This is a genomic window from Sphingomonas sp. BK036, assembly GCF_004216825.1.
Lineage (GTDB): Bacteria > Pseudomonadota > Alphaproteobacteria > Sphingomonadales > Sphingomonadaceae > Sphingomonas.
On sequence record NZ_SGXR01000003.1, the window covers coordinates 39,497 to 63,604 of the forward strand.

The following is a 24,108-nucleotide window of genomic DNA, read 5'->3' on the forward strand; positions in this document are numbered from 1 at the left end:
GCCAGCAGCGGCAGTTCGTCGGGCGGCGAGCCCGGCCATGACGGATCGAGCTATGGCTCGAGCAGCAAGGGCTGGGGATCGAGCGGCGGCTGGAACTCGACCGGTGGCTGGAGCTCGAACGGATCGTCGGGCAGTTCCGCCTCGTCGGGCAGCAGCGCCTCGTCCGCCAGCGGATCGAGCGCCAGCAGCGCGTCGAGTGCCAGCAGCGCATCGAGCGCAAGCAGCGGAAGTTCGGGTGGCAGCACCGGATCGAGCGGCGGACAGCCCGCGCCGGTGCCCGCACCGCCGATGGTGTTGCTCTTCGGCGCCGCCGCCGCCGCGCTCGTGGCGCGCCGGCGCTTCGCTACCCGAAAGGCCGTCGCCGCGTAAGCGCTGACACCAGGCAAAGAAAAAGGCCCCGCGGAAGATATCCCGCGGGGCCTTTTTTACGTTCGGTCAGGCGTTCTTGAGCGCCCTCTCGATGTCCTTGATCGGGTGCCCGGTCAGGTCCTTATCGAGTTCGCCGGCAAGACGATTGCTGACTTCCTTGTGATAATGCTTGCGCAATTCGCCGAGCGTCCTGGGCGGCGCGACGACGATCAGCGTCTCATAATCGTTCGCTAAGGCGCGCTTCTTGAGCATCGCGGCGGCGTCGGCGGCGAAGCGATCTTCCTCGATCTGGTGGAAGTCGGTCGGCTCCACCGAGCTCTGCACGCCGCCCTGCGGTGACGAGGCGCGCCCGGCCGAGTCGGTCGCCTGATCGCGCGTCGCGGGATTGTCCTGCTCCTGCGCTTCCTCGACGATCAGATTGGGGAACGCATTGTCGCCCTCGTTGCGCAGGAACAGCATTTTCCGACCATCGGCGACGAGCACTACGGCGTTGTGAGGAAGCTGCATGCGATATCTCCTTTTCGCGTTGCGTATGGTGGATGAACGCGCCGCGTCGCGCGGAGGTTGCCTGCGCCCCTCGCCCTGGCGGGGGAGTACCGGCAGGATGGAGCCGTCTTGCGCCTGCGCACCCGCCTCGGCATAGCCTGCGCCATGCACGACATACGCCTGATCCGCGACGATCCCGCCGCCTTCGACGCCGCCCTTGCCAAGCGTGGTGTCGCACCGCAGTCCGCATCGCTGGTGACGCTGGACGAACAGCGCCGCGCGACGATCGCCGACTCGCAGACCGCGCAGACGCGTCGCAACGAACTGTCGAAGGCGATCGGCCAGGCCAAGGCGCAGAAGGACGAGGCCAGGGCGCAGGCGCTGATGGCCGAAGTCGCGAGCCTGAAAGAGGCGCTGCCGACGCTGGAAGCAGACGAGGCGCGGCTGACCGGCGAACTCGGCGACCTGCTCGCGGCGATCCCGAACCTGCCCGCTGCGGACGTTCCCGAAGGCGGTGGCGAGGACGACAACGCGCTCGTCCACACCCGCGGCACGCCCCCGAGCTTCGCCTTCGCGGCGCGCGAGCACGATGCGATCGGGCCTGCCCTCGGCCTCGATTTCGAGACCGGCGCGGCGATGTCGGGCGCGCGGTTCACGCTGGTCCGCGGGCCAGCCGCCCGGCTGCAACGCGCGCTCGGCCAGTTCATGCTCGATCATGTCGCCGAGGCGGGCTTCGAACAGGTCTCGCCGCCGCTGCTGGTGCGTGACGAGGCGGTGTTCGGCACCGGCCAGCTCCCCAAATTCGCGGAGGACCTGTTCCGCACCACCGATGGTCGCTGGCTGATCCCGACCGCCGAGGTGAGCCTTACCAATATCGTCCGCGAGCAGATCCTGAGCGAGACCGAACTGCCGCTGCGCTTCACCGCGCTGACACCGTGCTTCCGCTCCGAGGCGGGCGCGGCCGGTCGCGATACGCGCGGCTATATTCGCCAGCATCAGTTCGACAAGGTCGAGATGGTCTCGATCGTCACCCCCGACATGTCGGAAGCCGAGCATGAGCGGATGACCGCCTGTGCGGAAGGCGTGCTCGACGCGTTGCAGCTGCCGTTCAGGCGGATGCTCCTATGCACCGGCGATATGGGGTTCACCGCTGCACGCACCTATGATCTCGAAGTCTGGCTGCCGGGCCAGGCGCGCTATCGCGAGATCAGCAGCGTCTCGACCTGCACCGATTTCCAGGCACGCCGGATGAACGCGCGCTATCGTCCCGAGGGCGAGAAGGGCACGCGGTTCGTCCACACGCTCAACGGCTCGGCGCTGGCGGTCGGCCGCACGCTCGTCGCGGTGCTGGAGAATTACCAGCAGGAAGACGGTTCGGTCGCCGTCCCCGCGGTGCTCCAGCCCTATCTCGGCGGCCTGACGCTGTTGGAGCCGACGCGCTGATGCGGATCCTCCTCACCAACGATGACGGCTATCACGCGCCCGGGCTGAAGGTGCTGGAGGCGATCGCCGCGACTCTGTCCGACGATATCTGGGTGGTCGCGCCCGCCGACGAACAATCGGGCGCGGGCCATTCGTTGACTCTGTCGCGGCCGATCCGCGTGCGCAAGCATGGCGAGAAGCGCTACGCCGTCGCGGGCACACCGACCGATGCGGTGATGATGGCGCTCGCCAAGATCATGAAGGACAGCCCGCCCGACCTGATCCTCTCGGGCGTAAACCGCGGCGCGAACCTTGCCGAGGACGTGACCTATTCGGGCACGGTGTCGGCGGCGATGGAGGGCGCGCTGGCCGGCGTCCGCTCGATCGCGCTGAGCCAGCTCTACAGCCGCGAAGGCATGGGCGACAGCGTACCGTTCGAAGCGGCAAAGACGTGGGGCGAGCGGGTGCTGCGGCCGCTGCTCGACGCGCCGCTCGCACCGCGGACGCTGGTCAATATCAATTTCCCCGCCGGTCCCGCCGATGCGGTCAAGGGCGTGCGAGTCGTCGGCCAAGGCCTGCGCGATTACGGCCGTCTGCAGATCGTCACCAACACCGATCCGCGGGGCTATGAGTATCACTGGTTCGCGCTGTCCGCCACGGTCGAGACGCCCGCGCATGCGACCGATCTCGAGGCGGTTGCCGACGGCTATGTCTCGGTGACGCCGCTGCATCTCGACCTGACGCATTTCGAATCGATGGACCTGCTCGAACGGGCCTATCGTTGATGCGATGTGCGCGTGCGCTCGTCTCGGCAGCGGCGCTGCCGTTGCTGGGGCTGGCCGCGTGCATTCCGCATGCCGATCGTCCCGCGGGCTATGGCACCGCGCCGACGCGCCCGTATCGCGTGCCGCCTGCGCGCCGCGACGATCCGCCGCCGCGCCGTGACGATACGCCGCCGCAGGACATACCGGGCCGCGACACCGGAGAGGTCACCACCCTCCCCGCCCCGCGCCCCGCCTGGGAAGCGCGTCCGGTCAGCGCCGATGCCAAGACGATCCCCGATTCGACCTATGTCGTGCAGCCCGGCGACACGCTGCGCCGCGTGGCCGATCGCAGCGGTGCGAGCCTCGAGGCCATCGCGCGCGCGAACGGTCTCGACACGCCCTACACGATCCGCACCGGCCAGCGGTTGACGATCCCCGGCGGCCGCTACCACCAGGTCCGTCGCGGCGAGACCGGGATCGCGATCGCGCGCGCCTACGGCGTGGAATGGTCGCGGATCGTCTCCGTCAATGCGCTCGTCGAGCCCTATGTCCTGCGCGCCGACCAGCGCGTGCTGATCCCCGATGCGCCCGGTGGCGGCCGGCCGAGCGCGGCGGAACGCGCCCGCGCCTTCTCGCTCGACATCGACGACATCCTGACCGGCGGCGAGCCCGCGCTTGCCAGCAACCAGGCGCCCGCCAGGCCGATCGCGACGCCGCGCCGCATATTGCCCTCGAACGCCGTCGTCACCGCGCCGGCGCGCCTCGCAAGCGGCGGGTTCCTGTGGCCGGTCGACGGCAGGGTCGTGAAGCGCTTTGGCCCGGGTGCGAGCGGCGAACGCAACGACGGCATCAAGATCGCGGTGCCGATCTCGACGCCGATCCACGCGGCCGCGGACGGCGTCGTCGCCTATGTCGGCGACGGTATCGCCGCGCTCGGCGGGCTGGTGATCATCAAGCATGGCGGCGGCTGGACCAGCGTTTACGGCCACGCATCGAAGCTGCTGGTGCAACGCGGGCAGAGCGTGAAGCGCGGCCAGACCGTCGCGCTGTCGGGCGACACCGGGTTCGCCGACCGCCCCGAACTCCACTTCGAACTGCGCAAGGGGCGGACCCCCGTCGACCCGACCTCGCAATTGCCGCGGAGCTGATTCCGTCCTTCCCCCTGACCGTCATCCCAGCGAACGCTGGGATCTCCCCGTTCGAGCCGCAGCACCCGCCCATGAATATCCTGGCTTTCGCCGGGATGACGGACCGGGAGGCGCATGCTAGTCGCGCATCCATGACCTACCAGTCCGACCTGCTCACCACGCTGACCTCGCGCGGCTATGTCCACCAGACGACCGATGCCACCGCGCTCGATGCGCTCGCCGGCAAGCAAATCGTGCCCGGCTATATCGGCTTCGATCCGACCGCGCCGTCGCTCCACGTCGGCAGCCTCGTCCAGATCATGCTGCTCCGTCGGCTCCAGCAGACGGGGCACAAGCCGATCGTGCTGATGGGCGGCGGCACCGGCAAGATCGGCGACCCCAGCTTCAAGGACGAAGCGCGCAAGCTGCTCGGCGAGGATGGCATCAAGGCGAACGTCGCCTCGATCCGCCGCATCTTCGAACGCTTCCTGACGTTCGGCGACGGCCCGACCGACGCGGTGATGCTCGACAACGCCGAGTGGCTCGATGCGCTCGAATATATCCCGTTCCTGCGCGACGTCGGCCAGCATTTCTCGGTCAACCGGATGCTCGCGTTCGATTCGGTCAAGCTTCGGCTCGACCGCGAACAGTCGCTGAGCTTCCTCGAATTCAACTACATGATCCTCCAGGCGTACGACTTCCTCGAACTGTCGCGTCGCGCCGAGTGCCGGTTGCAGATGGGCGGATCGGACCAGTGGGGCAACATCGTCAACGGCATCGAGTTGTCGCGCCGGATGGACGGCACCGAGGTGTACGGCGTCACCACCCCGCTGATCACGACCGCGGACGGCGGCAAGATGGGCAAGACGATGTCGGGCGCGGTCTGGCTGCACGAGGACCAGCTGCCCCATTTCGATTACTGGCAATTCTGGCGGAACACCGACGACCGCGACGTGGGCCGCTTCCTGCGGCTGTTCACCGACCTGCCGCTTGACGAAATCGCGCGGCTCGAGACGCTCGAAGGCGCGGAGATCAACGCCGCCAAGATCGTGCTCGCGAACGAAGCGACCGCGATGTGCCGTGGCCGCGACGCCGCCGAACAGGCCGCCGAGACTGCGCGCAAGACATTCGAGGAAGGCGCGTCGGGCGATTCTCTGCCGAGCCTCGCCGTTCCCGGTGGTGCGATCGGCATCGTCGAGGCCTTGGTCGGCCTCGGCTTCGTCGCCTCGAACGGCGAAGCGCGGCGCAAGCTGGCCGAGGGTGCGGTGCGCGTCGATGGCGAGCCCGTGCGCGAGCCCACGACGTCCCTCCCCGTCACGTCCCCCGTCAGGCTCAGCCTCGGGAAGAAGCGACATGGGATGCTAACCCCCTCATAATAGACGCATTATCGTTTCGAAGACGATCGCGTTAAGCATCACTGTTTGTAGCGGGTTCATCGTGCACCGGGTAGGTTGGCTGCATGGCCACACCCGGGGGACGATCGATGCCACGCTACGCGACAGCTGTTCGAGATGCGCGCGGTGAGCCCCGTGACGAGGTGATGCATCGCACGCATGCGCTCGATGCGGATGGGCAGACGGTCAAGCTGGTGCTGGTCAACATGTCGGCAAACGGGCTGATGGCGCGGTGCGACGGCGATCCGGCCGCGGGCGACCGATTGCAGATTCGCCTGCCGATCCAGGGCCCCGTCGATGCCGTCGTCCGCTGGTCGCTGGGCGGGCGGATAGGCTGCGAGCTCGAACGGACCATCCCGCTCGGCGAGTATTACACCATGCTCACGCTGATGGCCCGCCACAGCTGACGCCTCACCCCGATCGCAGCAGCGCCACGCCGGCGTCGCGATCGAACAGATAGAGCGCGGTCCGCGCCGCCTGACCGCGCTTCCCCTCCAGCCCGCCGTCGCGGTCGATCAGCAGCCGCGCATCGTCGTGCGCGCATTGCAGCAGGTCGGCCATCATGTCGGGCGTCGCGAGCCGGAACGCCATCTCGCCCGACTGCTTCGTGCCCAGCAACTCACCCGCGCCGCGCAACCGCAGATCCTCCTCGGCGATCCGGAACCCGTCATTCGTCTCACGCATCAGCGCCAGCCGCGCGCGCGACGTCTCGCTCAGCGACGAGCCGCGCATCAACAGGCAGATCGACCGGCCGGTGCCCCGCCCCACGCGCCCACGCAACTGATGGAGCTGGGCGAGGCCGAAGCGGTCGGCATGCTCGATCACGATCAGCGTCGCGTTGGGCACGTCGACGCCGACCTCGATCACCGTCGTCGCGACCAGCACGGCGGTGCGCGCGGCGGAGAACTCGGCCATCACCGCGTCCTTCTCGGCGGGCTTCATCCGGCCATGGACCAGCGCCACCTTGTCGCCAAAGCGCGCGCGAAGGACCTCGGCACGCATCTCGGCGGCGGCGAGATCGCTCTTCTCGCTCTCCTCGACCAGCGGGCACACCCAATAGGCCTGCCCCCCGTCCGCCAGATGCCGGCCAAGCGCGTTGACCACGTCGTCGAGCCGGTCCTCCGAGATCACCCGCGTCTCGATCGGCTGGCGGCCCGGCGGCATCTCGTCGAGCCGGCTGACGTCCATTTCGCCGTACTGCGCGAGCGTCAGCGTCCGCGGGATCGGAGTCGCGGTCATCGCCAGCAGGTGCGGCGGCGCGATCCCCTTGGCCTGGAGCGTCATCCGCTGCGCGACGCCGAACCGGTGCTGCTCGTCGACCACCACCAGCGCGAGGTCCTTATACGCGACCGCGTCCTGGAAGATCGCGTGCGTGCCGACAAGGATGTCGATCTCGCCGCTCGCGAGCGCCATCAGAGTCGCCTCGCGCACGCGGCCCTTGTCGCGCCCGGTGAGCACGCCGACCTCGATCGGCAGGCCGGCGAGCGTCTTCCTGAGCGTCTCGTAATGCTGGCGCGCGAGGATCTCGGTCGGCGCGAGCATCGCCGCCTGCGCACCCGCCTCAACCGCGATCAGCATCGCCATCGCCGCGACCAGAGTCTTGCCCGAGCCGACATCGCCCTGCAGCAGCCGCAGCATCGGCGCGGTCTGCCCTAGATCGCCCTCGATCTCCCCCACCGTCCGCGATTGCGCGCCGGTCAACGTGTAGGGCAGCTTGAGCATGCCGCGCAGCCGCCCGTCGCCGTGCAGCGCCCTACCACGCCGCTTGCGCGTATCGGCACGGACGAGCGTCATCGCGAGCTGGTTGGCGAACACTTCGTCATAGGCCAGCCGCTCGCGCGCCTTGGCGTCCGAGGGGTCGGCGTGAATGCGCGCAAGCGAATCATGCCAGCCCGGCCATTCGCGTTTCGCCTTAAGCCCCGGCTCGATCCATTCGGCCAGATCGGGCGCACGCGCGACCGCCTGCGCCGTCAGCGCCGCCAGCCGCCGCGAGGTCAGCCCCTCCGACAGCGGATAGATCGGCTCGCGCTCGCGCAACTCCTCGTCGGGTTCGACGATATCGGGATGGACGATCTGGAGTTCCTGGCCATATTCGTCGAGCCGCCCCGACACGCGCTTGGCCTCGCCGATCGGCAGCAGCTTCTTCGCCCAGCCCGAACTGCCGCCGAAGAAGACGAGGCTGACATAGTTGCCATGCTCGTCGGTCGCCTGCACGCGCGTCGGGCCCCGGCCCGAACTCACGCGGTGCTCGCGCGCGGTCAGCGTGATCACGATGATCCGCCCGGCATCGCTCGCCATCAGCTCGGTGCGGGGCAGGCGATCGACATAGCCGGTCGGCAGATGGAAGGCGACGTCGACGACGCGCGCAAGCCCGAGCCGGTCGAGCGGCTTGGCGAGCGCAGGCCCCACCCCTTTCAGGACGAGGGTTTCGGCGAACAGCGGATTGAGGATTTCGGGTCGCATGACTATCTGCTCCCTATAGCCCAGCCGACGCCCGCCGCCAGCGGTCGCCGGTCTATTGGCGTTGGAGATATGATGGACCACGAAACCCGCCTCAAGCGCCTCGGCTTCCGCAGCTCGCACCGCGGCACGCGCGAAGCCGACATGATGATCGGCGGCTTCTTCGAAACCTATGGCCGGACGTGGACGCCCGAGCAGCTCGATTGGTTCGAGGCACTGCTCGAGGAGCAGGACGTCGACATCATGGGCTGGGCAATCGGCTCGATCCCCTGCCCGCCCGAATGGAACGGCCCCATGATGCAGGCGATGCGCGACATCAACTACGTCACGGTCGTCAAGTAACGCCGTACAGCACGTCCCCGGCGAAGGCCGGGGCCCAAATGGTGGGCGATCGTGATCGACCGCAGTCCGCCGTTACGACCACCTCTCCAATTGGACCCCGGCCTTCGCCGGGGAGGTAATATGCCAGATCTGAACAGTATCCTCTCCGCGAAGACCCCGCTGACGCTGTCGGGCGTGCCGTCGGGATTCCAGCCGTCGCTGCTCGCCGACCTCGCGCGCGCCGCGAAGACGCGCGCGGTGTTCATCGCGCCCGACGATGCGGCGATGCGCGCGATCGCCTCGACCGCGGCGTTCTTCGCGCCCGATCTCGAGATACTGAGTTTCCCCGCCTGGGATTGCCTCCCCTATGACCGCGCCTCGCCAACGCTCCGCGTCATGGCCGAGCGAGTGGCAGCGTTGCAACGCCTTCAAGGCAAGCCCAAGGGCCCGCAGCTCCTCCTGACCACCGCAAACGCCGCGACACAGCGCGTCCTCACCCCGTTCCGCATCCGCCAGCTCGTCGCGCGGCTCGCCCCCGGCGAGCGGATCGGGCGCGACAAGCTCGCCACGTTGCTCCAGGCGAACGGCTATGTCCGCACCGACACCGTCCACGATCAGGGCGAATATGCAGTGCGCGGCGGCATCGTCGACCTGTATCCGTCGGGCGAGGACCACGCGCTGCGTCTCGACTTCTTCGGCGACGAGATCGAGAGCGTCCGCACCTTCGATGCCGCCGACCAGCGCACCACCGGCCGGATCGACGGCTTCGTCCTGCTCCCCGCCTCCGAAGCGCTGCTCGACGAGGACTCGATCAAGCGCTTCCGCACGCGCTACCGCGACGCGTTCGGCGCGACCGCGACGGGCGATCCGATGTACCAGGCGATCTCCGAGGGCCGGCGGATCGCAGGCATGGAGCATTGGCTGCCGCTGTTTGAAGAGAAGATGGCGACGCTGTTCGACCATCTCGGCGCCGACGACGTGCTGGTCCGCGACAGCGGTGTCGCCGCGGCGGCGGAAAGCCGGCTCGAATCGATCGTCGACTATTACGAGAACCGCAAGCGCGCCGAGGCCGCGCAACCCGGCAGCTACCGCCCGATGCCCGCCAAGGCGCTCTATCTCGACGCGCAGGACTGGTCGGGCGCGACCGAGGCATTCGCCGCACACATCACCTCGCCCTTCCACGAGCCGGAAAGCGCGACCGTCCTCGACTTCGCCGTCGACGGCCCGCGCGATTTCGGCCCCGAGCGCGCCGCACAGTCTAATATCTACGAAGCCGTCGCCGATCACGTCGAGAAGCTCCGAAAGCAGGGTCGCAAGCCGATCCTCGCCAGCTACTCGATCGGCGCGCGCGAACGTCTGGGGAGCCTGCTCGCCGACCACGGGCTGAAGGGCGGCAAGCACGCCGAGACATGGCAGGAGGCGCTCGGCGTCGCCGACACCGCCAAGAGCTTCGGTGTCGCGCTGATCGTCCTGCCGCTCGATCACGGCTTCACCGCGCCCGGCGTCGCCGTCCTCACCGAGCAGGACATGCTCGGCGATCGCCTCGTCCACCGCAAGAAGCGCAAGAAATCGGCCGACGCGTTCCTCGCCGAACTGGCGACGCTGACGCCCGGCGACCTCGTCGTCCATACCGAGCACGGCATCGGCCGCTACGAGGGGCTCACCTCGATCCCGGTCGGCCAGAGCCCGCACGACTGCGTCGCGCTGAGCTATGCCGGCGGCGACAAGCTCTACGTGCCGGTCGAGAATATCGACGTCCTCTCGCGCTACGGCTCGTCGGAGGAAGGCGCATCGCTCGACAAGCTCGGCGGCGAAAACTGGCAGCGTCGCAAGTCGAAGATGAAGGAGCGGATCCGCGAGATTGCCGGCGAGCTCATCGCGACCGCCGCCGAACGCGCGCTGCATCCCGGCGACGTGCTCGAACCCGATTCGAGCGGTTACCCCAGCTTCGTCGATCGCTTCCCCTATGAGGAAACCGAGGACCAGGACCGCGCGATCGAGGAGGTTCTCGCCGATCTGTCCGCGGGCAAGCCGATGGACCGGCTCGTCGTCGGCGATGTCGGCTTCGGCAAGACCGAGGTCGCGCTGCGTGCCGCGTTCGTCGCGGCGATGGGCGGCAAGCAGGTCGCGATCGTCTGCCCGACGACGCTGCTCGCGCGCCAGCACTACAACAACTTCGTCAGCCGCTTCGAAGGCTTCCCGATGAACATGGGCCGCCTCTCGCGGCTCGTCACCGCGAGCGAGGCCAAGGCGACCAAGGAGGGGCTGGCGAACGGCACGATCGACGTCGTCATCGGCACGCACGCGCTGCTCGCGAAGAATATCGACTTCAAGCGATTGGGCCTCGTCGTGGTCGACGAAGAGCAGCGGTTCGGCGTTACGCACAAGGAGCGGCTGAAGGCGCTCCGGGCCGATGTCCACATGCTCACGCTGACCGCGACGCCGATCCCACGCACGCTGCAGATGGCGATGTCGGGCATCCGCGAGCTGTCGGTGATCCAGACCCCGCCGGTCGATCGCCTCGCGGTGCGGACCTACATCATGCCGTTCGACCCCGTCGTCCTGCGCGAGGCGCTGCTCCGCGAACATTACCGCGGTGGGCAGAGCTTCGTCGTTACCCCACGTGTCGCCGACCTGCCCGAGATCGAGGAGTTCCTGCGTGAACAGGTGCCCGAGATCCGCTTCGTCGTCGCGCACGGCCAGATGTCGCCGACCGAGGTCGAGGAGCGCATGTCCGCCTTCTACGACAAGAAGTTCGAGGTGCTCGTCTCGACCACGATTATCGAGAGCGGGATCGACATCGCGTCCGCCAACACGATGATCGTCCACCGCGCCGACCGCTTCGGCCTCGCCCAGCTCTATCAGCTGCGCGGACGCGTCGGCCGATCGAAGACGCGCGCGTACGCCTATCTGGTGACGCCGCCCGAGCGGCAGATGACCGTCACCGCCGAGAAGCGGCTGAAGGTGCTGTCCGATCTCGATTCGCTGGGCGCCGGGTTCCAGCTGGCGAGCCACGATCTCGACATCCGTGGTGCGGGCAACATGCTGGGCGACGAGCAGACCGGGCACATCAAGGAGGTCGGGTTCGAACTCTACCAGGCGATGCTCGAAGAGGCGATCATGGACGCCAAGTCCGGCGGCCTCGCCTCTGCGCGACCGAAGGACTTCTCGCCGCAGATTACGGTCGACGCGCCGATCCTCATCCCCGAGGACTACGTGCCCGATCTCGACCTCCGGATGGGGCTGTATCGCCGCCTGAACGAACTCGACGAGAGCCAGGAGATCGAGGCGTTCGCCGCCGAGATGATCGACCGCTTCGGCCCACTGCCCGACGCGACCGAGAATCTGATCAAGGTCATCGAGATCAAGCTCAACGCAAAGCGCGCCTGCGTGTCGAAGATCGACGTCGGCCCGCGCGGCGTGCTGGTGTCGTTTCACGACGACAAGCCGCCCAACATCGACAAGCTGCTCGCCTATGTCGAACGCCTCAACGGCGTCGCGCGACTGCGCCCCGACAGCAAGCTCGTCCTCCAACGCGCTTGGGGCGACCCGAAGGCACGCCTGCACGGCGCGCTGCAATTGTCCAAGGGCCTGGCAAAGGCGGCGGGGTAAGCTGCTTCTTAGCCCTCTCCCCTCCGGGGAGAGGGTTGGGTGAGGGGCGCCGCAAGCGATGCCCTGCGCAACAGCCCCTCACCCCGGCCCTCTCCCCGCAGGGGAGAGGGAGCAGCACACAAAAAGGCCGGACTGCCCTTGGGGTAGCCCGGCCTTTTCAGCACCTAGAAAGCCAACGCTTACTTCGGCAGCACGACACTCGGCCCAATGCTGTCGACAACCTTCCGCGCATCGAACGCCCGGATATTATCCCGCGGAATCGGCCCCTTGCGCATCACAATCTCCGCGGTTGCCTCGTACCGGTCGATCGTCCGGATATCGAAGTCGTTGCCCCAAGGACCGCCGCCAAAGCCGCCGCCGAAACCACCACCAAAGCCGCCATAGGGGCTCCAGTCGCGCCAGCCGAAGCCGCGCCCGTAATAGCGCCACGACGGGCCCCAATAGCCGCCGAACCCGCCATAGCCGAACCCGCCGCCAAGCCCCGGCGTCGAATAGGTACGCGACTGGAGGTTGGTGTCGCGGTCGGCCATCAGGTAATAGTCATAGCCGTTCTGCAGCGTGAGCTCGGCCGCGCGGAAGAACAGGTAGCGTTCGACGGTATCGCGCGACGTGACGCTGTTGCCTGCGAAGCTGACGAGGAACCGGCCCGGCTCGACCTGGCGATCGCTATAGCCGGTGCGGCTGAACCCCTGGCCCGTCGCAGGCCGATACGTGGTCTCGGTCGCGCATCCGGCCAGCAGCAGCGCGCCCGTTGCGAGCGCTGCGAGGGCGACCTTGCGACCCGGTTTCATCAACATGGTGTCGTCTCCGTTCGCGGCGAATGCGGCGAAACGCCGCTTATTAGCCGTCAGTGGTGGAACGGTTGATGAACGGGATCGCTCCAATGCGCCACCTCGCTGACGCATTTTTCATGATCCGATCAGGTGCAGCGCCAGCGTACGCCGGTGCGGGCGCCGCCGGTGCTCGAACAGATACACGCCCTGCCACGTCCCGAGCGCCAGTCGCCCGTCGATCAGCGGGATCGTCAGCTGCACCTGCGTCAACGCCGTACGCAAATGCGCGGGCATGTCGTCCGGCCCCTCGTCGTCATGCAGATACGCGCGCGATTCCGGCGCAATCCGCGCGAAATACGCCTCCAGATCGGTGCGGACATCGGGCGACGCATTCTCCTGAATCAACAGCGACGCAGAGGTGTGACGGCAAAACACCGTCAACAGGCCTTCCGCCATACGCTGGTCGCGGGTCCATCGCTGGACCTGCGCGGTGACATCAACGAGACCCTGCCCGCTCGTGTCGATCGTGAGAATTGTGGTGGCTTGACGCATGCCGGACGAACGATCGACGAAGCGGGTTGCTCCGGCCGCCCCACGCACTGCGAATTACTGATCGAGATTGGCTGGGGCGGCAGGGTTCGAACCTGCGCATGGCGGCATCAAAAGCCGCTGCCTTACCACTTGGCGACGCCCCAACAGAGGCGGCCTTATAGCGGGGCCGCGCCGCGTGAAAAGCCCCTGACGACGTCAATCGGCGAGATGATGCAGCCAGTTGTTGGCGTCGGGTGCGGTGCCGCGCTGGATCGACACCAAAGCGTCGCGCATCCGCATCGTCAGCGTACCCGGAGCACCGCTGCCGATCGTGAAGCGCCCCTCTGGGCTGGCGACCGTGCCGATCGGCGTCACCACCGCGGCAGTGCCGCACGCGAACGCCTCGACGAGCCGGCCGCTCGCCGCATCGGCACGCCACTGGTCGATCGTATAGCCCTCCTCGCGGACCTCGATCCCCTGCGCCCGCGCGAGCGTCAGGATCGAGTCGCGCGTGATGCCGGGCAGGATCGTACCCGTCAGCGCCGGGGTCGCCATGCTGCCATCGTCGAACACGAAGAAGATGTTCATGCCGCCGAGCTCCTCGACCCAGCGGCGCTCGGCCGCGTCGAGGAACACCACCTGGTCGCACCCGTTGCGGATCGCCTCGGACTGCGCGAGCAGGCTGGCGGCATAGTTGCCGCCGCATTTGGCAGCACCCGTGCCGCCCAGTGCGGCGCGCGTGTACTGCTGGCTCACCCAGATCGACACGGTCGGTGCGCCGCCCTTGAAATAGGCGCCGACTGACGATGCCAGCACCATGTACAGATATTCCGCCGACGGCTTCACGCCGAGGAACACTTCGGAGGCGAACATGAACGGGCGCAGGTACAGCGCGCCGCCGTCGCTCTCCGGGATCCAGTTCGCATCCGCCTTGACCAGCCGCTCGACCGATTCGAGGAACAGCTCCTCAGGCAGTTCGGGCATTGCGAGCCGGCGCGCCGAATCCTGGAACCGGCGCGCATTCGCCTCGGGGCGGAACAGCGCGGTGCCGCCGTCCGCCAGCCGATAGGCCTTCATCCCCTCGAAGATTTCCTGGGCATAATGCAGCACCGACGATGCCGGATCGATCGTCAGCGGCGCACGCGCGGTGATCCGCGCATCATGCCAGCCTTCGGTCTCGCTATAGCGGATCATCGCCATGTGATCGGTGAAGACTCGCCCGAAACCGGGGTCGATCAGCCGCTTGGCGCGCTCGTTCGCCTCGACCGGAGTCGCATTCGGCTCGTGGCGAAACGCGAAGGGCGACGTAGAAGCTGGAGCAGGCATCGAATTTCTCTCTCAAGGCGGGTTGCCGACGACTACGGGCGATGTCTAAACCGGTCAACATGGCTGCCACAGCATCGACCGCATCACCCCTGTTTCTCCGCGAGACCGAACTCAGGCGCGGGCTTGAGCTACTATACTTCGGATACAGCCACCTCACCCGCTCGATCGACCAGGGGTTGGCCGACGAGGGCCTGGGGCGCGCGCATCACCGCGCACTCTATTTCATCGCACGCAAGCCCGACATGACGGTCAGCGAACTGCTTTCGCTGCTGGCGATCACCAAGCAGTCGCTCGGCCGCGTGCTGAACGAACTGGCGGACCGCAAGCTGGTCGAGACGCGCCCCGGCGAGCGTGACCGCCGCCAGCGGCTGCTGCGGCTAACCGCCGCGGGGGCGAAGATGGAGAGCGAGCTGTTCGAGGCGGCACGCCTACGCATGTCGGCGGCCTATGTCAGTGCCGGGCAGAATGCGGTCTCTGGGTTCTGGGCCGTCCTGGAGGGCCTCGTCCCCGAGGAGGACCGGTCGCAGGTGATCGCGTTACGCGGCTAGCATCACCCGGACGCCGCGGTCGTCCTAGCGGGCGGCGGCGGCCATCTCGGCGTTGCGTCGTTCGGACGCCGCAAGCGTCTCAGTCAACAGGGTGAGGAGCGCGTCGTCGCGGTCGAGCACGTTCAGCCCCTCGCGAGTCGATCCGCCGGGACTCGCGACCCGGTCCGCCAGCGCCGCGGGCGACACATCCGCCGCGGCCGCCATGATCGCAGAGCCCTCCAGCGTCGCCATCGCTAGACGCGCCGCCTGATCGGCCGGTAGGCCCAGCGCAGCGCCCGCCTTGGCCAGCGCATCGGCGAACCGGAACACGAATCCCGGACCAGATCCGGCCAGCGCCGTCACCGCATCGAAATGCGCCTCGGCCGCGATCCATTCATAATGGCCGAGCGGCGCGGCGAACGCTTCCGCGGCCGCGATCGCGTCCTGCGACCCGGCATAGGTGTAGAGCGACGTAACCCCCTTGCCGATCGCAACCGGCAGGTTCGGCATCGCACGGACGATGGCATCCGCCGCGAACCGCGCCGACAGCGCAGCATGATCGACGCCGGCGAGGATCGACAGCAACAGATGCGGTTGCCCGTCCAGCGGGGCCAGCAGCGCCTGCGCGGCGTCGATCTGCTGCGGTTTGAGCGCGAGCATCAACGTGGCTGGTGCGGCCTCGTCGGGGAGCGCGGTCAACGAGCGGACGCCAGCGGGTGCGCCCGTGCCGCTCCGCGTGATCACCGTAACGCTCGCGGGATCCAAGCCAGCCGCCAGCCACCGTCGCAGCATCGCCCCGCCCATATTGCCGCAGCCGATCAGCCATAGCGGCCCCGCCGGAAAACTCATGCCTCGCCGTGCGTTTCGATCAGCGCCGCGGCCAGTGCGTCCTTGGGGCTCTTGCCGCCCCACAGCACGAACTGGAACACGGGATAAAAGCGCTCGCACTCCTCGATCGCCGATTCGACGAGCAGTTCGGCGGCGTCGAGCGACATCGTCCCCTCCTCGCCGCCATCGACCATCGCCGCATGCCGGAACAGCAGGATGCCGCTCGACGACCACAATTCGAAATGGCCGATCCAGAGCTGCTCGTTGACCAGCCCGATCGTCTCATACACCGCCTGGCGCCGATCGTCGGGCACCTTGATGTCGGGAAAAGCGAGGAATTGCAGGACGCTATCGTCTTCGCGCCACAAGGCGCGCAGTTCATAGGTCGTCCAGCTGCCCTTTACGGTCGCGACGATCTCATCGTCGTGACGCTCATGCTCCCACCCATGCGCAGCGTAATAGCTTTCGAGCATGTCGATCGGGGCGGCATCTTCGTGGTCGTGGTCGGCGTGTTCAAGCATCATAGGGTCCTGGCGGTCCTTATCGCACGACAAAGGGTGCCGAGGCAAAAACGCCCCGACAACCCCATCGGTCCCAATTCTGCGGAAAACTGTGGAAAAGTCAGTCGACCGACGCCCCGAGCGGCGCCGTGACGGCCGATTTTGCTTCGAGCGCATCGAGTCGCGCCTTGAGCGCATCGTTTTCGTCACGCGCTGCGGCTGCCATCGCCTTGACCGCATCGAATTCTTCGCGGCTGACGAAGTCGAGCCCGCCCAGCCATTCGCGCGCGCGTTCCCGCGCACCAGATCCGGCTTCGCGACCAACGCCTGCAAGCGTCCCGGCCGCACCGTTCAAGACTTTGACGATATCGTCGAACACGCGGTTTTCGGACTGCATTGCTTCAAAACCTCAACAGATTGCTGCGTTACAGCATTTGGGACGTATGGCTGGCCGGCGCAAGGGTTTCGGCGTCGGGGTTCAACTGCCCGATGCTGAACGCGAGTACGCCGGCAAAGCTGATCCACACCATATAGGGCACCATGAGCCACGCCGCCGCCGGCCGGATCCGCGCGAAGACGACGGTCGCGGCGATCGACAGGATCAGCATCGCGACGATCACCAGCACCGAAGCACCGATCCTGTGCGCGCCGAAGAATGTGGGCGTCCAGAGGAGGTTGAGCACGAATTGCGCCGCGAACAGGCCCACGGCTAGGGGGCGCTGGCGAGCGCCACGCGCGTTGAGGATCATCGCCAGCGCAAGCCCGATCATGACGTAGAGCGTCGTCCAGACGACCGGGAATACCCAGCCCGGCGGGTTCAACGCCGGCTTGGCGAGCGCCATGTACCAGCCATTCTCGCTGCCGACGGGTACCGAGCGTCCCGACACGAAGCCGAGCAGCAGGACCAGGGGCACGGTCACGACCGCCCAGCGGAGGAACGACATCCTCAACTGGCCCTTCGAAGCGATACCGCCCACACACATCCTTCCGTCTTCACGCGGGCACGTCCTGCCGCGCATTTCGCGATCGGTAAACCGTGATCGGGCGATAATCGTTCCGCTAGTGGTTCATTCCGGCACGGCCGTCCCGTCGTCGACCGTCGCGTCCGCCCCCTGCCGCGCGGCGATCAGGAACTCGACATTGCCCTCGGGGCCGGTGATCGGGCTCTCGACCACACCCTCGACGTGCCAGCCCTGCGCGGTCAGCCACGCTGCGACCTCGTCGCAGACGCGCCGGTGGATCGCGGGGTCGCGGACGACGCCCCCCTTCCCCACTTCCTCGCGGCCAGCCTCGAACTGCGGTTTGACCAGCGCCATCAGCCGCGCCCCCGACCTGGCAAAAGACATCGGGCGTTCGAGCACCTTGGCCAGCCCGATAAAGCTCGCATCGCAAACGATCAGGTCGACGGGTTCGGGGATATGCACAGGCGTCAGGATCCGCGCGCTGGTCTGCTCGTGGACGATGACGCGGTCGTCCTGGCGCAGCGACCATGCGAGCTGGTTGGTCCCGCTATCGACCGCATAGACCTTGGTCGCGCCGCCCTTCAGCAACACGTCGGTAAAGCCGCCCGTCGACGATCCGACGTCGATCGCGACCAGGCCCGCAACGTCCCAGCCGAAATGCGCGAGGCCGTGCGCAAGCTTGATCCCCCCGCGCGACACCCAGGGATGATCGCGGCCGCGGACGTCGAGCACCACGTCGTCGGGTAGAGTCTGGCCGGGCTTGTCGACCTTCTTCGTGCCCGCGAACACCAGCCCCGCCATGATCAGCGCCTGCGCGCGCGTGCGCGACTCGACGAGCCTCCGGTCGACCAGCATCTGGTCCGCGCGTATCTTCACCATGCCGATATCCTTGCCATCCGAGAGCCTATCGTCGCGCCGTCCGGTCATCGCAAGCTGCCTTCCTTTCGCCGCAATGTCATTGCCTACCGAATTGGTGGGAGTATCTTCATCGTTGGAGAGCGTGGCCGCACGGCGTCCCCTAGAGCGTCGTTCGGCTACGCTCCCACCCTGCAAAAAGGGGTCCGGAGAAGGAGAAGCGCTGTGGGTCATTTCGCACCGTATGAGTCCGTCCAACCGACCATCCTCACCGTGCCGGGGCTCGGCGGGTCCGGCCCTTCGCACTGGCAGACGCTGTGGGAAGACGCGCGGCCCGATACCGTCCGAGTCGAACTGGGAATGTGGAACACGCCCCACCGCAACGCCTGGGTCACGCGACTCGACGAGGCGATACGCCGGGCGGATGCACCGGTGATCCTCGCCGCGCACAGCCTGGGGTGCCTAGCAGTCGCGTGGTGGGCCGAACTGAGCCCGCAGCCTTATGGCTGGCCGGTCGCGGGCGCACTGCTGGTCGCACCCGCCGACGTCGATCGTGGCGGCGCGCAAGCCGAGCTGAAGGGCTTTTCACCCACGCCGCGCACGCCGCTGCCCTTCCCCTCGATCGTCGTAGCGAGCAGCGACGACCCCTGGGTCAGCCCCGAGCGTGCGCACAGCATGGCCGCGGACTGGGGCAGCCACTTCGTCGAAGCCGGGCCGCAAGGGCATTTGAACGCGGCCAGCGGGATCGGCTGGTGGCGCGAAGGTCAGGACCTGCTCGAACGCGTCATCGCGGCGAGCGGCGATGGCCGGGGGCAGCCACTGCCGCCAAGCCGGGCGCGCTCGATTTTGGCGGTGAACGCCACGGATGCCGCCCAGACGCATTATCTGGGCGGATGACAAACGGTACACCACGCCGGCCGAGTCCGGGGTGGTGCTCCGTTACGGGATCCGAGAACCGTCCTCATCGAACCGTTCGGGGTTCGCGGCCTGCTCGGCCTTCGCCGCCGCGAGGCCGCCGCGCATCCGTCGCCACATCGCGATGTTCAGCGACACCATCACGATCACCGCGAGCGCGATGATCACGATGCCCTTGGTCGGACCGGTCATGCGCGCGCTTCGGCGACTCCGCCCGAATTGTGCCGCAGCGCCTTGAGGACGGTGTCGACCAGCGCGGTCGAATCGAGCCCCGCCTCGGCATATTGGACGTCGGGCTTGTCCTGGTCCTGGAACGTGTCGGGCAGGCGCAGCGTGCGCAGCTTGAGCCCGCCGTCGATCAGCCCCTCGTCCGACGCCAGCGTCAGCACGTGCGCGCCGAACCCGCCGACCGAATTCTCCTCGATCGTCACCGCGACTTCGTGCGTCGTCAGCAGCTTGCGAATCAGGTCGATGTCGAGCGGCTTGGCGAAGCGGAGATCGGCGACGGTCGTGCTCAGCCCCTTCGCCTCGAGGATCTCGGCCGCCTTGAGCGCCTCCTCGAGCCGTGTGCCGAGCGACAGGATCGCCACGGTCTTGCCGTCGCGCACGATACGGCCCTTGCCGATCTCGAGCAGTTCCGGAACCTCGGGCAACGCGACGCCGGTGCCGTTGCCGCGCGGATAGCGCAGAGCGATCGGGCCTGCGTCATACTGCGCCGCGGTGTGCGTCATGTGCACCAGCTCTGCCTCGTCCGCCGCCGCCATCACGACAAAGTTCGGCAGCGTGGCCAGATAGGTGACGTCGAACGACCCCGCATGAGTCGCGCCATCCGCCCCCACGAGGCCCGCGCGATCGATCGCGAAGCGGACCGGCAGGTTCTGGATCGCGACGTCATGGACGACCTGGTCATAGGCACGCTGGAGGAAGGTCGAATAGATCGCGCAGAACGGGCGCAGGCCCTGCGCGGCAAGTCCCGCGGCGAACGTCACGCCGTGCTGTTCGGCGATGCCGACGTCGAAGAAGCGGTCGGGATAGGCCTTGGCGAACGCATCGAGCCCGGTGCCCGACGGCATCGCCGCGGTGATCGCGCAGATCCGCTCGTCCTTGGCGGCTTCGGCGACGAGCTGCGCGCCGAAGACGTTCTGATATTGCGGCGGGCCCGGGGGGGCCTTGGTCTGGACGCCGGAGATGACGTCGAACTTCTGGACGCCGTGATATTTGTCCGCGGCGGCCTCGGCGGGGGCATAGCCCTTGCCCTTCTTGGTCACGACATGGACGAGGATCGGGCCCTCCTCGGCATCGCGGACATTCTCGAGCACCGGGATCAGGTGTTCGAGGTTGTGACCGTCGATCGGGCCGACATAGTAAAAGCCCAGTTCCTCGAACAGCGTGCCGCCCATCGTCATGCCGCGGGCGAACTCGTCGGTCTTGCGCGCGGCATTGTGGAACGGGCGCGGCAGGCGGCGCGCAAGCTTCTTGGCGAGTTCGCGGATGCCGAGGAACTCGCGACTCGATACGATTCGGCTCAGATACGCCGACAGCCCGCCGACCGGGGGCGCGATCGACATGTCGTTGTCGTTGAGGATGACGACCAGGCGATTGCCCGCCTGCTCGGCGTTGTTCATCGCCTCATAGGCCATGCCCGCGGACATCGCGCCGTCGCCGATGACCGCGATTCCCTTGCCGGGCGTGCCCGCGATCTTGTTGGCGACCGCGAAACCCAGTGCGGCCGAGATCGACGTCGACGAATGCGCCGCGCCGAACGGGTCGTATTCGCTCTCGCTACGCTTGGTGAAGCCGCTGAGCCCGCCGCCCTGGCGCAGCGTGCGAATCCGGTCGCGCCGCCCGGTGAGGATCTTGTGCGGATAGCATTGGTGACCAACATCCCAAACCAACCGATCCCGCGGGGTGTCGAAGACATAGTGGATCGCGGTCGTCAGTTCGACCACGCCGAGCCCCGAGCCGAGATGCCCGCCGGTGGTGCCGACCGCGGAAATCGTCTCGGTCCGCAGTTCGTCGGCGAGTTGGCGGAGCTGGTCCGGGCGCAGCTTGCGGAGGTCGTCGGGCGTCGAAACGGTGTCGAGCAGCGGGGTCGCGGGAAGATCGGCCATCATCCTCGCTTAATGCAGCCCGCCTATCGTGTCGATTGTTACCGTGTCATGGCGTAGCATTCGCGCTGAAATTGCTCGGGAACTGCACCGCCATGGACTTTACGCATCGTTTCGCCCGCGAACCGGACATTGCCGCGATCTCTGCGCTGATGGTGCGCGCAATCGGGGCGTTGCAGGGGGATTTCCTCACGCCCTCGCAGGTCGCGGCAAGCCGGGCGGTGATGGGGCTCGATACGCAGTTGATCGCGGACGGGACGTATCTGTTGGTCCATGCCGGCGACGGACGCCTGGCGGGCTGCGGTGGCTGGAGCCGGCGCGCGACGCTGTATGGCGGCGACCACAGCACGTCACTGCGTGATGCCGCGCTACTTGATCCACGCCAGGATGCCGCGCGAATCCGGGCGATGTATACCGATCCCGATTTCGTGCGGCGCGGTGTCGGCCGGCTGGTGCTGTCGGTATGCGAAGCGGCAGCGCGCGACGCCGGGTTCGCGCGAGCGGAGATGATGGCAACGCTTGCTGGTGAGCCGTTGTACCGGGCGTGTGGCTATCAGCCGATCGAGCGCATCGAAACGCCGGGCGATGTTCCTGTGCCGATGATCCGGATGGGGAAGGCCTTGCGGTAGATACGATCCTCCCCCTGGCGGCGGAGAATAGAGTAGGTTCGGGTACGAGCGCCTTACTTCGCTTCGCAGTCTGCGCAGCGGCCTCGTACCTCGATTACCGGACGAACAGGGGCAAAGCCGGCAGCTTCTGCGGCATTGCGGACGCCCCGCGTGATCACATCATTGTCGAGATGCGTCGTCTGGCCGCACGAGTCGCAGACCAGGAAGATGCAATCGTGCAGGCAGTCGGGGTGCGCGTTGGCGACGTACGCGTTGGCGCTTTCGACCCGGCGAGCGAGGTTCGCGCCGACGAACAGGTCGAGGATTCGGTACACGCTGTTCGCCGCGACCCGACGCCCTTCCGATTTCGACACGGCTTCGGCAATGTCATAAGCCGAGGCGGGCTTGTCGAACCCCGCAAGTGCCGCGAACACGCTTGCGCGCATCGCCGTCCATTGCTCCCCCGCCTTTTCGAGCGTGGTTTGCGCCGCGACGGTGAGATCGGCGCCTTGCGGTTCGGTGTGGGTGTGGGCGTGCGCCATGGCGTACGAGGTAGGATGCCGGAGCAGTTCCAGCAAGCCGCTCAGGTCTCCGCCCGACGATTGAGATCGTGCCCGAACGCGAGCAGGCCGACCCCGATGATCGTCCACAGCGTCTCGCCGCCACCGCTGTCGTGCGGCAGCGTCATCGCGCCCGTCATGATCCCGAGCCCAAGCGCGCCCATCGCAGCCGGCATCATATAGCCATGATGCAGCACGCCGCGGCCGAGCGCGAGCGCTCCCAAGCCTATCGCGATCGTCAGCCCGACCTCGTGGAAGATCGGATCCAGCAGGAAACCGCCCGCGGTCGACATCAATGCCACGAGCACCGAGGTCGCCAGGCAATGCACCATGCACAGGCCAGATAGGCCGATCGCATAGCGGTCGAGCCCGGCGAAGCGGTGGGTATGCGTGGCGGAAGGCGTCATCGTGCCAGGAATATAGCCGCACGATTGACAGGATACAACATTACATCACAGATTTTTCCACCCGAATTGATCGGCGTTGCACGGCCGACACGAAGCGATGGCGCCGCGCGCCCGTGTGGAGTATTTGCGCCGACATGCTTCAACCCAGCGCCGCCTTTCTCACCAAAGCCCGCCCGCGCGCGGTCGCCCTGTGGCTCTATAGTGTCGCGGGGCTGATCGTCGCGATGGTCGTCATCGGCGGCATCACGCGGCTGACCGAGTCGGGGCTGTCGATCACGCAGTGGAAGCCGATCAGCGGCATCATTCCCCCGCTGAACGACACGCAGTGGCAGGCCGAGTTCGCCAACTACAAGCGCATCCCCGAATATGCCGCGTTCAACGCCGACATGTCGCTGGGCGGGTTCAAGGCGATCTTCTTCTGGGAATATCTCCACCGTTTGTGGGGCCGGCTGATCGGCATCGCCTTCGCCGTCCCGCTACTTTGGTTCGCGGTGCGCAAGCGGATCCCGGCGGGCTATGGCTGGCGGCTGTCGGCACTGCTCGCGCTGGGCGCGTTCCAGGGGGCGATCGGCTGGTGGATGGTCGCGTCGGGGTTGTCGGTGCGGACCGACGTCAGCCATATCCGGCTGGCGGTGCACCTGCTGACGGCGCTGACGATCCTTGCCGGCATCATATGGACCGCGCTCGACCTGTCCGCCTTGCACCGCAATCCGCTCGCGGCCCCTGCCCGTCTCGCACCCGTCGCGATCGTCGCGCTGGCGTTGCTGTTCGTGCAACTGGTGTACGGCGCGTTCACGGCGGGGCTCGACGCAGGCTACGCCTTCGCCAGCTGGCCGCTGATGGGCGACGGGTTGTTCCCCGCCGACGTCCCGATGGTGAACCCGGCGTGGAGCAACGCGGTCGACAATCCGATCGTCGTCCAGTTCATCCACCGCTGGTTCGCGTTCGCCGCGGCTGCCGGGCTTGTCTGGCTGGCGGTCATCGCGACCAAGGCCGGCAGCCGGGCAGGCTTCTTCGTCGTCGGGCTCGTCACGCTTCAGATCATGCTGGGCATCGCCACGCTGATGACCGGCGTCCAGATCGATGTCGCAGTGGCGCACCAGGGCAACGCTGCGCTGCTGCTTATCGCTGCCATGTTCGCCGCCCACGCGGTCGGCAGCGCACGTCGGGTATCATAATACCCGTCAGCAAACCGGCGGAAAGCTTGACTTGAAGAGCCCGTTTCAGCATTAGGCCGGCATTCGCGCTGCGGG

26 protein-coding genes and 1 tRNA gene are annotated in these 24,108 nt (G+C 67.3%); 11 read left to right on the forward strand and 16 right to left on the reverse strand.

Features of this window, described 5'->3' with window-relative positions; genetic code table 11:
* Window positions 1-50: 50 nt before the first annotated feature.
* Together EV283_RS00355 and EV283_RS00360 are read right to left on the reverse strand one after the other, a co-directional pair.
* Window positions 51-386 (reverse strand): hypothetical protein, encoded by a 336-nt coding sequence (locus EV283_RS00355; protein WP_130321836.1) that lies wholly within the window; start codon window positions 384-386, stop codon window positions 51-53.
* Window positions 387-435: 49 nt separating this feature from the next.
* A complete protein-coding gene (locus EV283_RS00360) occupies window positions 436-876 on the reverse strand; it encodes a host attachment family protein (RefSeq protein ID WP_130321838.1) in 441 nt (146 codons plus the stop codon).
* Window positions 877-1,020: 144 nt separating this feature from the next.
* Between EV283_RS00360 and serS the strand changes: the two genes are divergently transcribed.
* The 5 genes from serS to EV283_RS00385 all read left to right on the forward strand — a co-directional run bounded on the left by serS (window position 1,021) and on the right by EV283_RS00385 (window position 5,969).
* The gene (serS, locus tag EV283_RS00365; RefSeq protein WP_130321840.1) at window positions 1,021-2,298 is read left to right on the forward strand and encodes a serine--tRNA ligase; all 1,278 of its coding nucleotides are present in this window, start codon (window positions 1,021-1,023) and stop codon (window positions 2,296-2,298) included.
* Window positions 2,298-3,062 carry a 5'/3'-nucleotidase SurE gene (gene surE / locus EV283_RS00370; RefSeq protein ID WP_130321842.1) on the forward strand — a complete coding sequence of 255 codons (765 nt, stop codon included), beginning with the start codon at window positions 2,298-2,300 and terminating at the stop codon, window positions 3,060-3,062. The genes serS and surE overlap by 1 nt, the downstream gene beginning before the upstream one ends.
* Complete coding sequence (locus tag EV283_RS00375) at window positions 3,062-4,189, forward strand: M23 family metallopeptidase (protein ID WP_130321844.1); 1,128 nt, start codon at window positions 3,062-3,064, stop codon at window positions 4,187-4,189. The genes surE and EV283_RS00375 overlap by 1 nt, the downstream gene beginning before the upstream one ends.
* Window positions 4,190-4,320: 131 nt before the next feature.
* A complete protein-coding gene (tyrS, locus tag EV283_RS00380) occupies window positions 4,321-5,544 on the forward strand; it encodes a tyrosine--tRNA ligase (protein WP_130321846.1) in 1,224 nt (407 codons plus the stop codon).
* A gap of 107 nt (window positions 5,545-5,651) precedes the next feature.
* Window positions 5,652-5,969 (forward strand): PilZ domain-containing protein, encoded by a 318-nt coding sequence (locus EV283_RS00385; protein ID WP_130321848.1) that lies wholly within the window; start codon window positions 5,652-5,654, stop codon window positions 5,967-5,969.
* Window positions 5,970-5,973: 4 nt separating this feature from the next.
* Here the strand turns inward: EV283_RS00385 and recG are convergent, their stop codons facing one another.
* Window positions 5,974-8,025, reverse strand: coding sequence for an ATP-dependent DNA helicase RecG (recG, locus tag EV283_RS00390; protein WP_130321850.1), 2,052 nt, complete (start codon window positions 8,023-8,025; stop codon window positions 5,974-5,976).
* 72 nt (window positions 8,026-8,097) lie between these two features.
* Here recG and EV283_RS00395 point away from each other — a divergent pair, with 72 nt between their 5' ends.
* Window positions 8,098-8,364, forward strand: a complete 267-nt coding sequence (locus EV283_RS00395; RefSeq protein WP_056410591.1) for a succinate dehydrogenase assembly factor 2 — start codon at window positions 8,098-8,100, stop codon at window positions 8,362-8,364.
* 120 nt (window positions 8,365-8,484) lie between these two features.
* Window positions 8,485-11,955 (forward strand): transcription-repair coupling factor, encoded by a 3,471-nt coding sequence (gene mfd / locus EV283_RS00400; protein ID WP_130321852.1) that lies wholly within the window; start codon window positions 8,485-8,487, stop codon window positions 11,953-11,955.
* Between the two features lie 179 nt (window positions 11,956-12,134).
* On the opposite strand, the gene EV283_RS00405 is transcribed toward mfd, so the two are convergent.
* The 4 genes from EV283_RS00405 to EV283_RS00420 form a co-directional block, all read right to left on the reverse strand.
* The gene (locus EV283_RS00405) at window positions 12,135-12,746 is read right to left on the reverse strand and encodes a hypothetical protein (RefSeq protein ID WP_207223042.1); all 612 of its coding nucleotides are present in this window, start codon (window positions 12,744-12,746) and stop codon (window positions 12,135-12,137) included.
* A gap of 117 nt (window positions 12,747-12,863) precedes the next feature.
* A complete protein-coding gene (locus tag EV283_RS00410) occupies window positions 12,864-13,280 on the reverse strand; it encodes a secondary thiamine-phosphate synthase enzyme YjbQ (RefSeq protein WP_130321854.1) in 417 nt (138 codons plus the stop codon).
* Between the two features lie 68 nt (window positions 13,281-13,348).
* A tRNA-Gln gene (locus EV283_RS00415) sits at window positions 13,349-13,423 on the reverse strand.
* Between the two features lie 52 nt (window positions 13,424-13,475).
* Window positions 13,476-14,585 (reverse strand): branched-chain amino acid aminotransferase, encoded by a 1,110-nt coding sequence (locus EV283_RS00420; protein WP_056410599.1) that lies wholly within the window; start codon window positions 14,583-14,585, stop codon window positions 13,476-13,478.
* A 59-nt stretch (window positions 14,586-14,644) separates the two neighbouring features.
* Between EV283_RS00420 and EV283_RS00425 the strand changes: the two genes are divergently transcribed.
* Window positions 14,645-15,133 (forward strand): MarR family transcriptional regulator, encoded by a 489-nt coding sequence (locus tag EV283_RS00425; protein WP_130321856.1) that lies wholly within the window; start codon window positions 14,645-14,647, stop codon window positions 15,131-15,133.
* A gap of 24 nt (window positions 15,134-15,157) precedes the next feature.
* On the opposite strand, the gene EV283_RS00430 is transcribed toward EV283_RS00425, so the two are convergent.
* From EV283_RS00430 to EV283_RS00450, 5 genes are all read right to left on the reverse strand, one after another.
* Window positions 15,158-15,961 (reverse strand): pyrroline-5-carboxylate reductase dimerization domain-containing protein, encoded by an 804-nt coding sequence (locus EV283_RS00430; RefSeq protein WP_130321858.1) that lies wholly within the window; start codon window positions 15,959-15,961, stop codon window positions 15,158-15,160.
* Window positions 15,958-16,464 (reverse strand): YbjN domain-containing protein, encoded by a 507-nt coding sequence (locus EV283_RS00435; protein ID WP_056410608.1) that lies wholly within the window; start codon window positions 16,462-16,464, stop codon window positions 15,958-15,960. The genes EV283_RS00430 and EV283_RS00435 overlap by 4 nt, the downstream gene beginning before the upstream one ends.
* A gap of 97 nt (window positions 16,465-16,561) precedes the next feature.
* Window positions 16,562-16,837, reverse strand: coding sequence for an accessory factor UbiK family protein (locus tag EV283_RS00440; RefSeq protein WP_056410610.1), 276 nt, complete (start codon window positions 16,835-16,837; stop codon window positions 16,562-16,564).
* A 28-nt stretch (window positions 16,838-16,865) separates the two neighbouring features.
* On the reverse strand, window positions 16,866-17,423 hold the full coding sequence (locus tag EV283_RS00445) for a TspO/MBR family protein (RefSeq protein ID WP_242615716.1): 558 nt from the start codon (window positions 17,421-17,423) through the stop codon (window positions 16,866-16,868).
* Between the two features lie 84 nt (window positions 17,424-17,507).
* Window positions 17,508-18,281, reverse strand: a complete 774-nt coding sequence (locus EV283_RS00450) for a TlyA family RNA methyltransferase (protein ID WP_130321860.1) — start codon at window positions 18,279-18,281, stop codon at window positions 17,508-17,510.
* Window positions 18,282-18,482: 201 nt separating this feature from the next.
* Here EV283_RS00450 and EV283_RS00455 point away from each other — a divergent pair, with 201 nt between their 5' ends.
* Complete coding sequence (locus EV283_RS00455; RefSeq protein ID WP_130321862.1) at window positions 18,483-19,154, forward strand: alpha/beta hydrolase; 672 nt, start codon at window positions 18,483-18,485, stop codon at window positions 19,152-19,154.
* A gap of 42 nt (window positions 19,155-19,196) precedes the next feature.
* Here EV283_RS00455 and EV283_RS19015 read toward each other — a convergent pair whose 3' ends face one another.
* Together EV283_RS19015 and dxs are read right to left on the reverse strand one after the other, a co-directional pair.
* Window positions 19,197-19,364 (reverse strand): hypothetical protein, encoded by a 168-nt coding sequence (locus EV283_RS19015; RefSeq protein WP_156359463.1) that lies wholly within the window; start codon window positions 19,362-19,364, stop codon window positions 19,197-19,199.
* A complete protein-coding gene (gene dxs / locus EV283_RS00460) occupies window positions 19,361-21,283 on the reverse strand; it encodes a 1-deoxy-D-xylulose-5-phosphate synthase (protein WP_056413070.1) in 1,923 nt (640 codons plus the stop codon). The genes EV283_RS19015 and dxs overlap by 4 nt, the downstream gene beginning before the upstream one ends.
* Window positions 21,284-21,375: 92 nt before the next feature.
* On the opposite strand from dxs, the gene EV283_RS00465 reads away from it, so the two are divergent.
* Entirely contained in the window at window positions 21,376-21,909 is a 534-nt protein-coding gene (locus EV283_RS00465) for a GNAT family N-acetyltransferase (protein WP_130321864.1), read from the forward strand.
* Window positions 21,910-21,962: 53 nt separating this feature from the next.
* Here EV283_RS00465 and EV283_RS00470 read toward each other — a convergent pair whose 3' ends face one another.
* The gene (locus EV283_RS00470; RefSeq protein WP_056410624.1) at window positions 21,963-22,430 is read right to left on the reverse strand and encodes a transcriptional repressor; all 468 of its coding nucleotides are present in this window, start codon (window positions 22,428-22,430) and stop codon (window positions 21,963-21,965) included.
* Between the two features lie 41 nt (window positions 22,431-22,471).
* Window positions 22,472-22,855 carry a MerC domain-containing protein gene (locus EV283_RS00475; protein ID WP_130321866.1) on the reverse strand — a complete coding sequence of 128 codons (384 nt, stop codon included), beginning with the start codon at window positions 22,853-22,855 and terminating at the stop codon, window positions 22,472-22,474.
* 134 nt (window positions 22,856-22,989) lie between these two features.
* On the opposite strand from EV283_RS00475, the gene EV283_RS00480 reads away from it, so the two are divergent.
* Window positions 22,990-24,033 carry a COX15/CtaA family protein gene (locus tag EV283_RS00480; protein ID WP_130321868.1) on the forward strand — a complete coding sequence of 348 codons (1,044 nt, stop codon included), beginning with the start codon at window positions 22,990-22,992 and terminating at the stop codon, window positions 24,031-24,033.
* Window positions 24,034-24,108 lie beyond the last annotated feature (75 nt).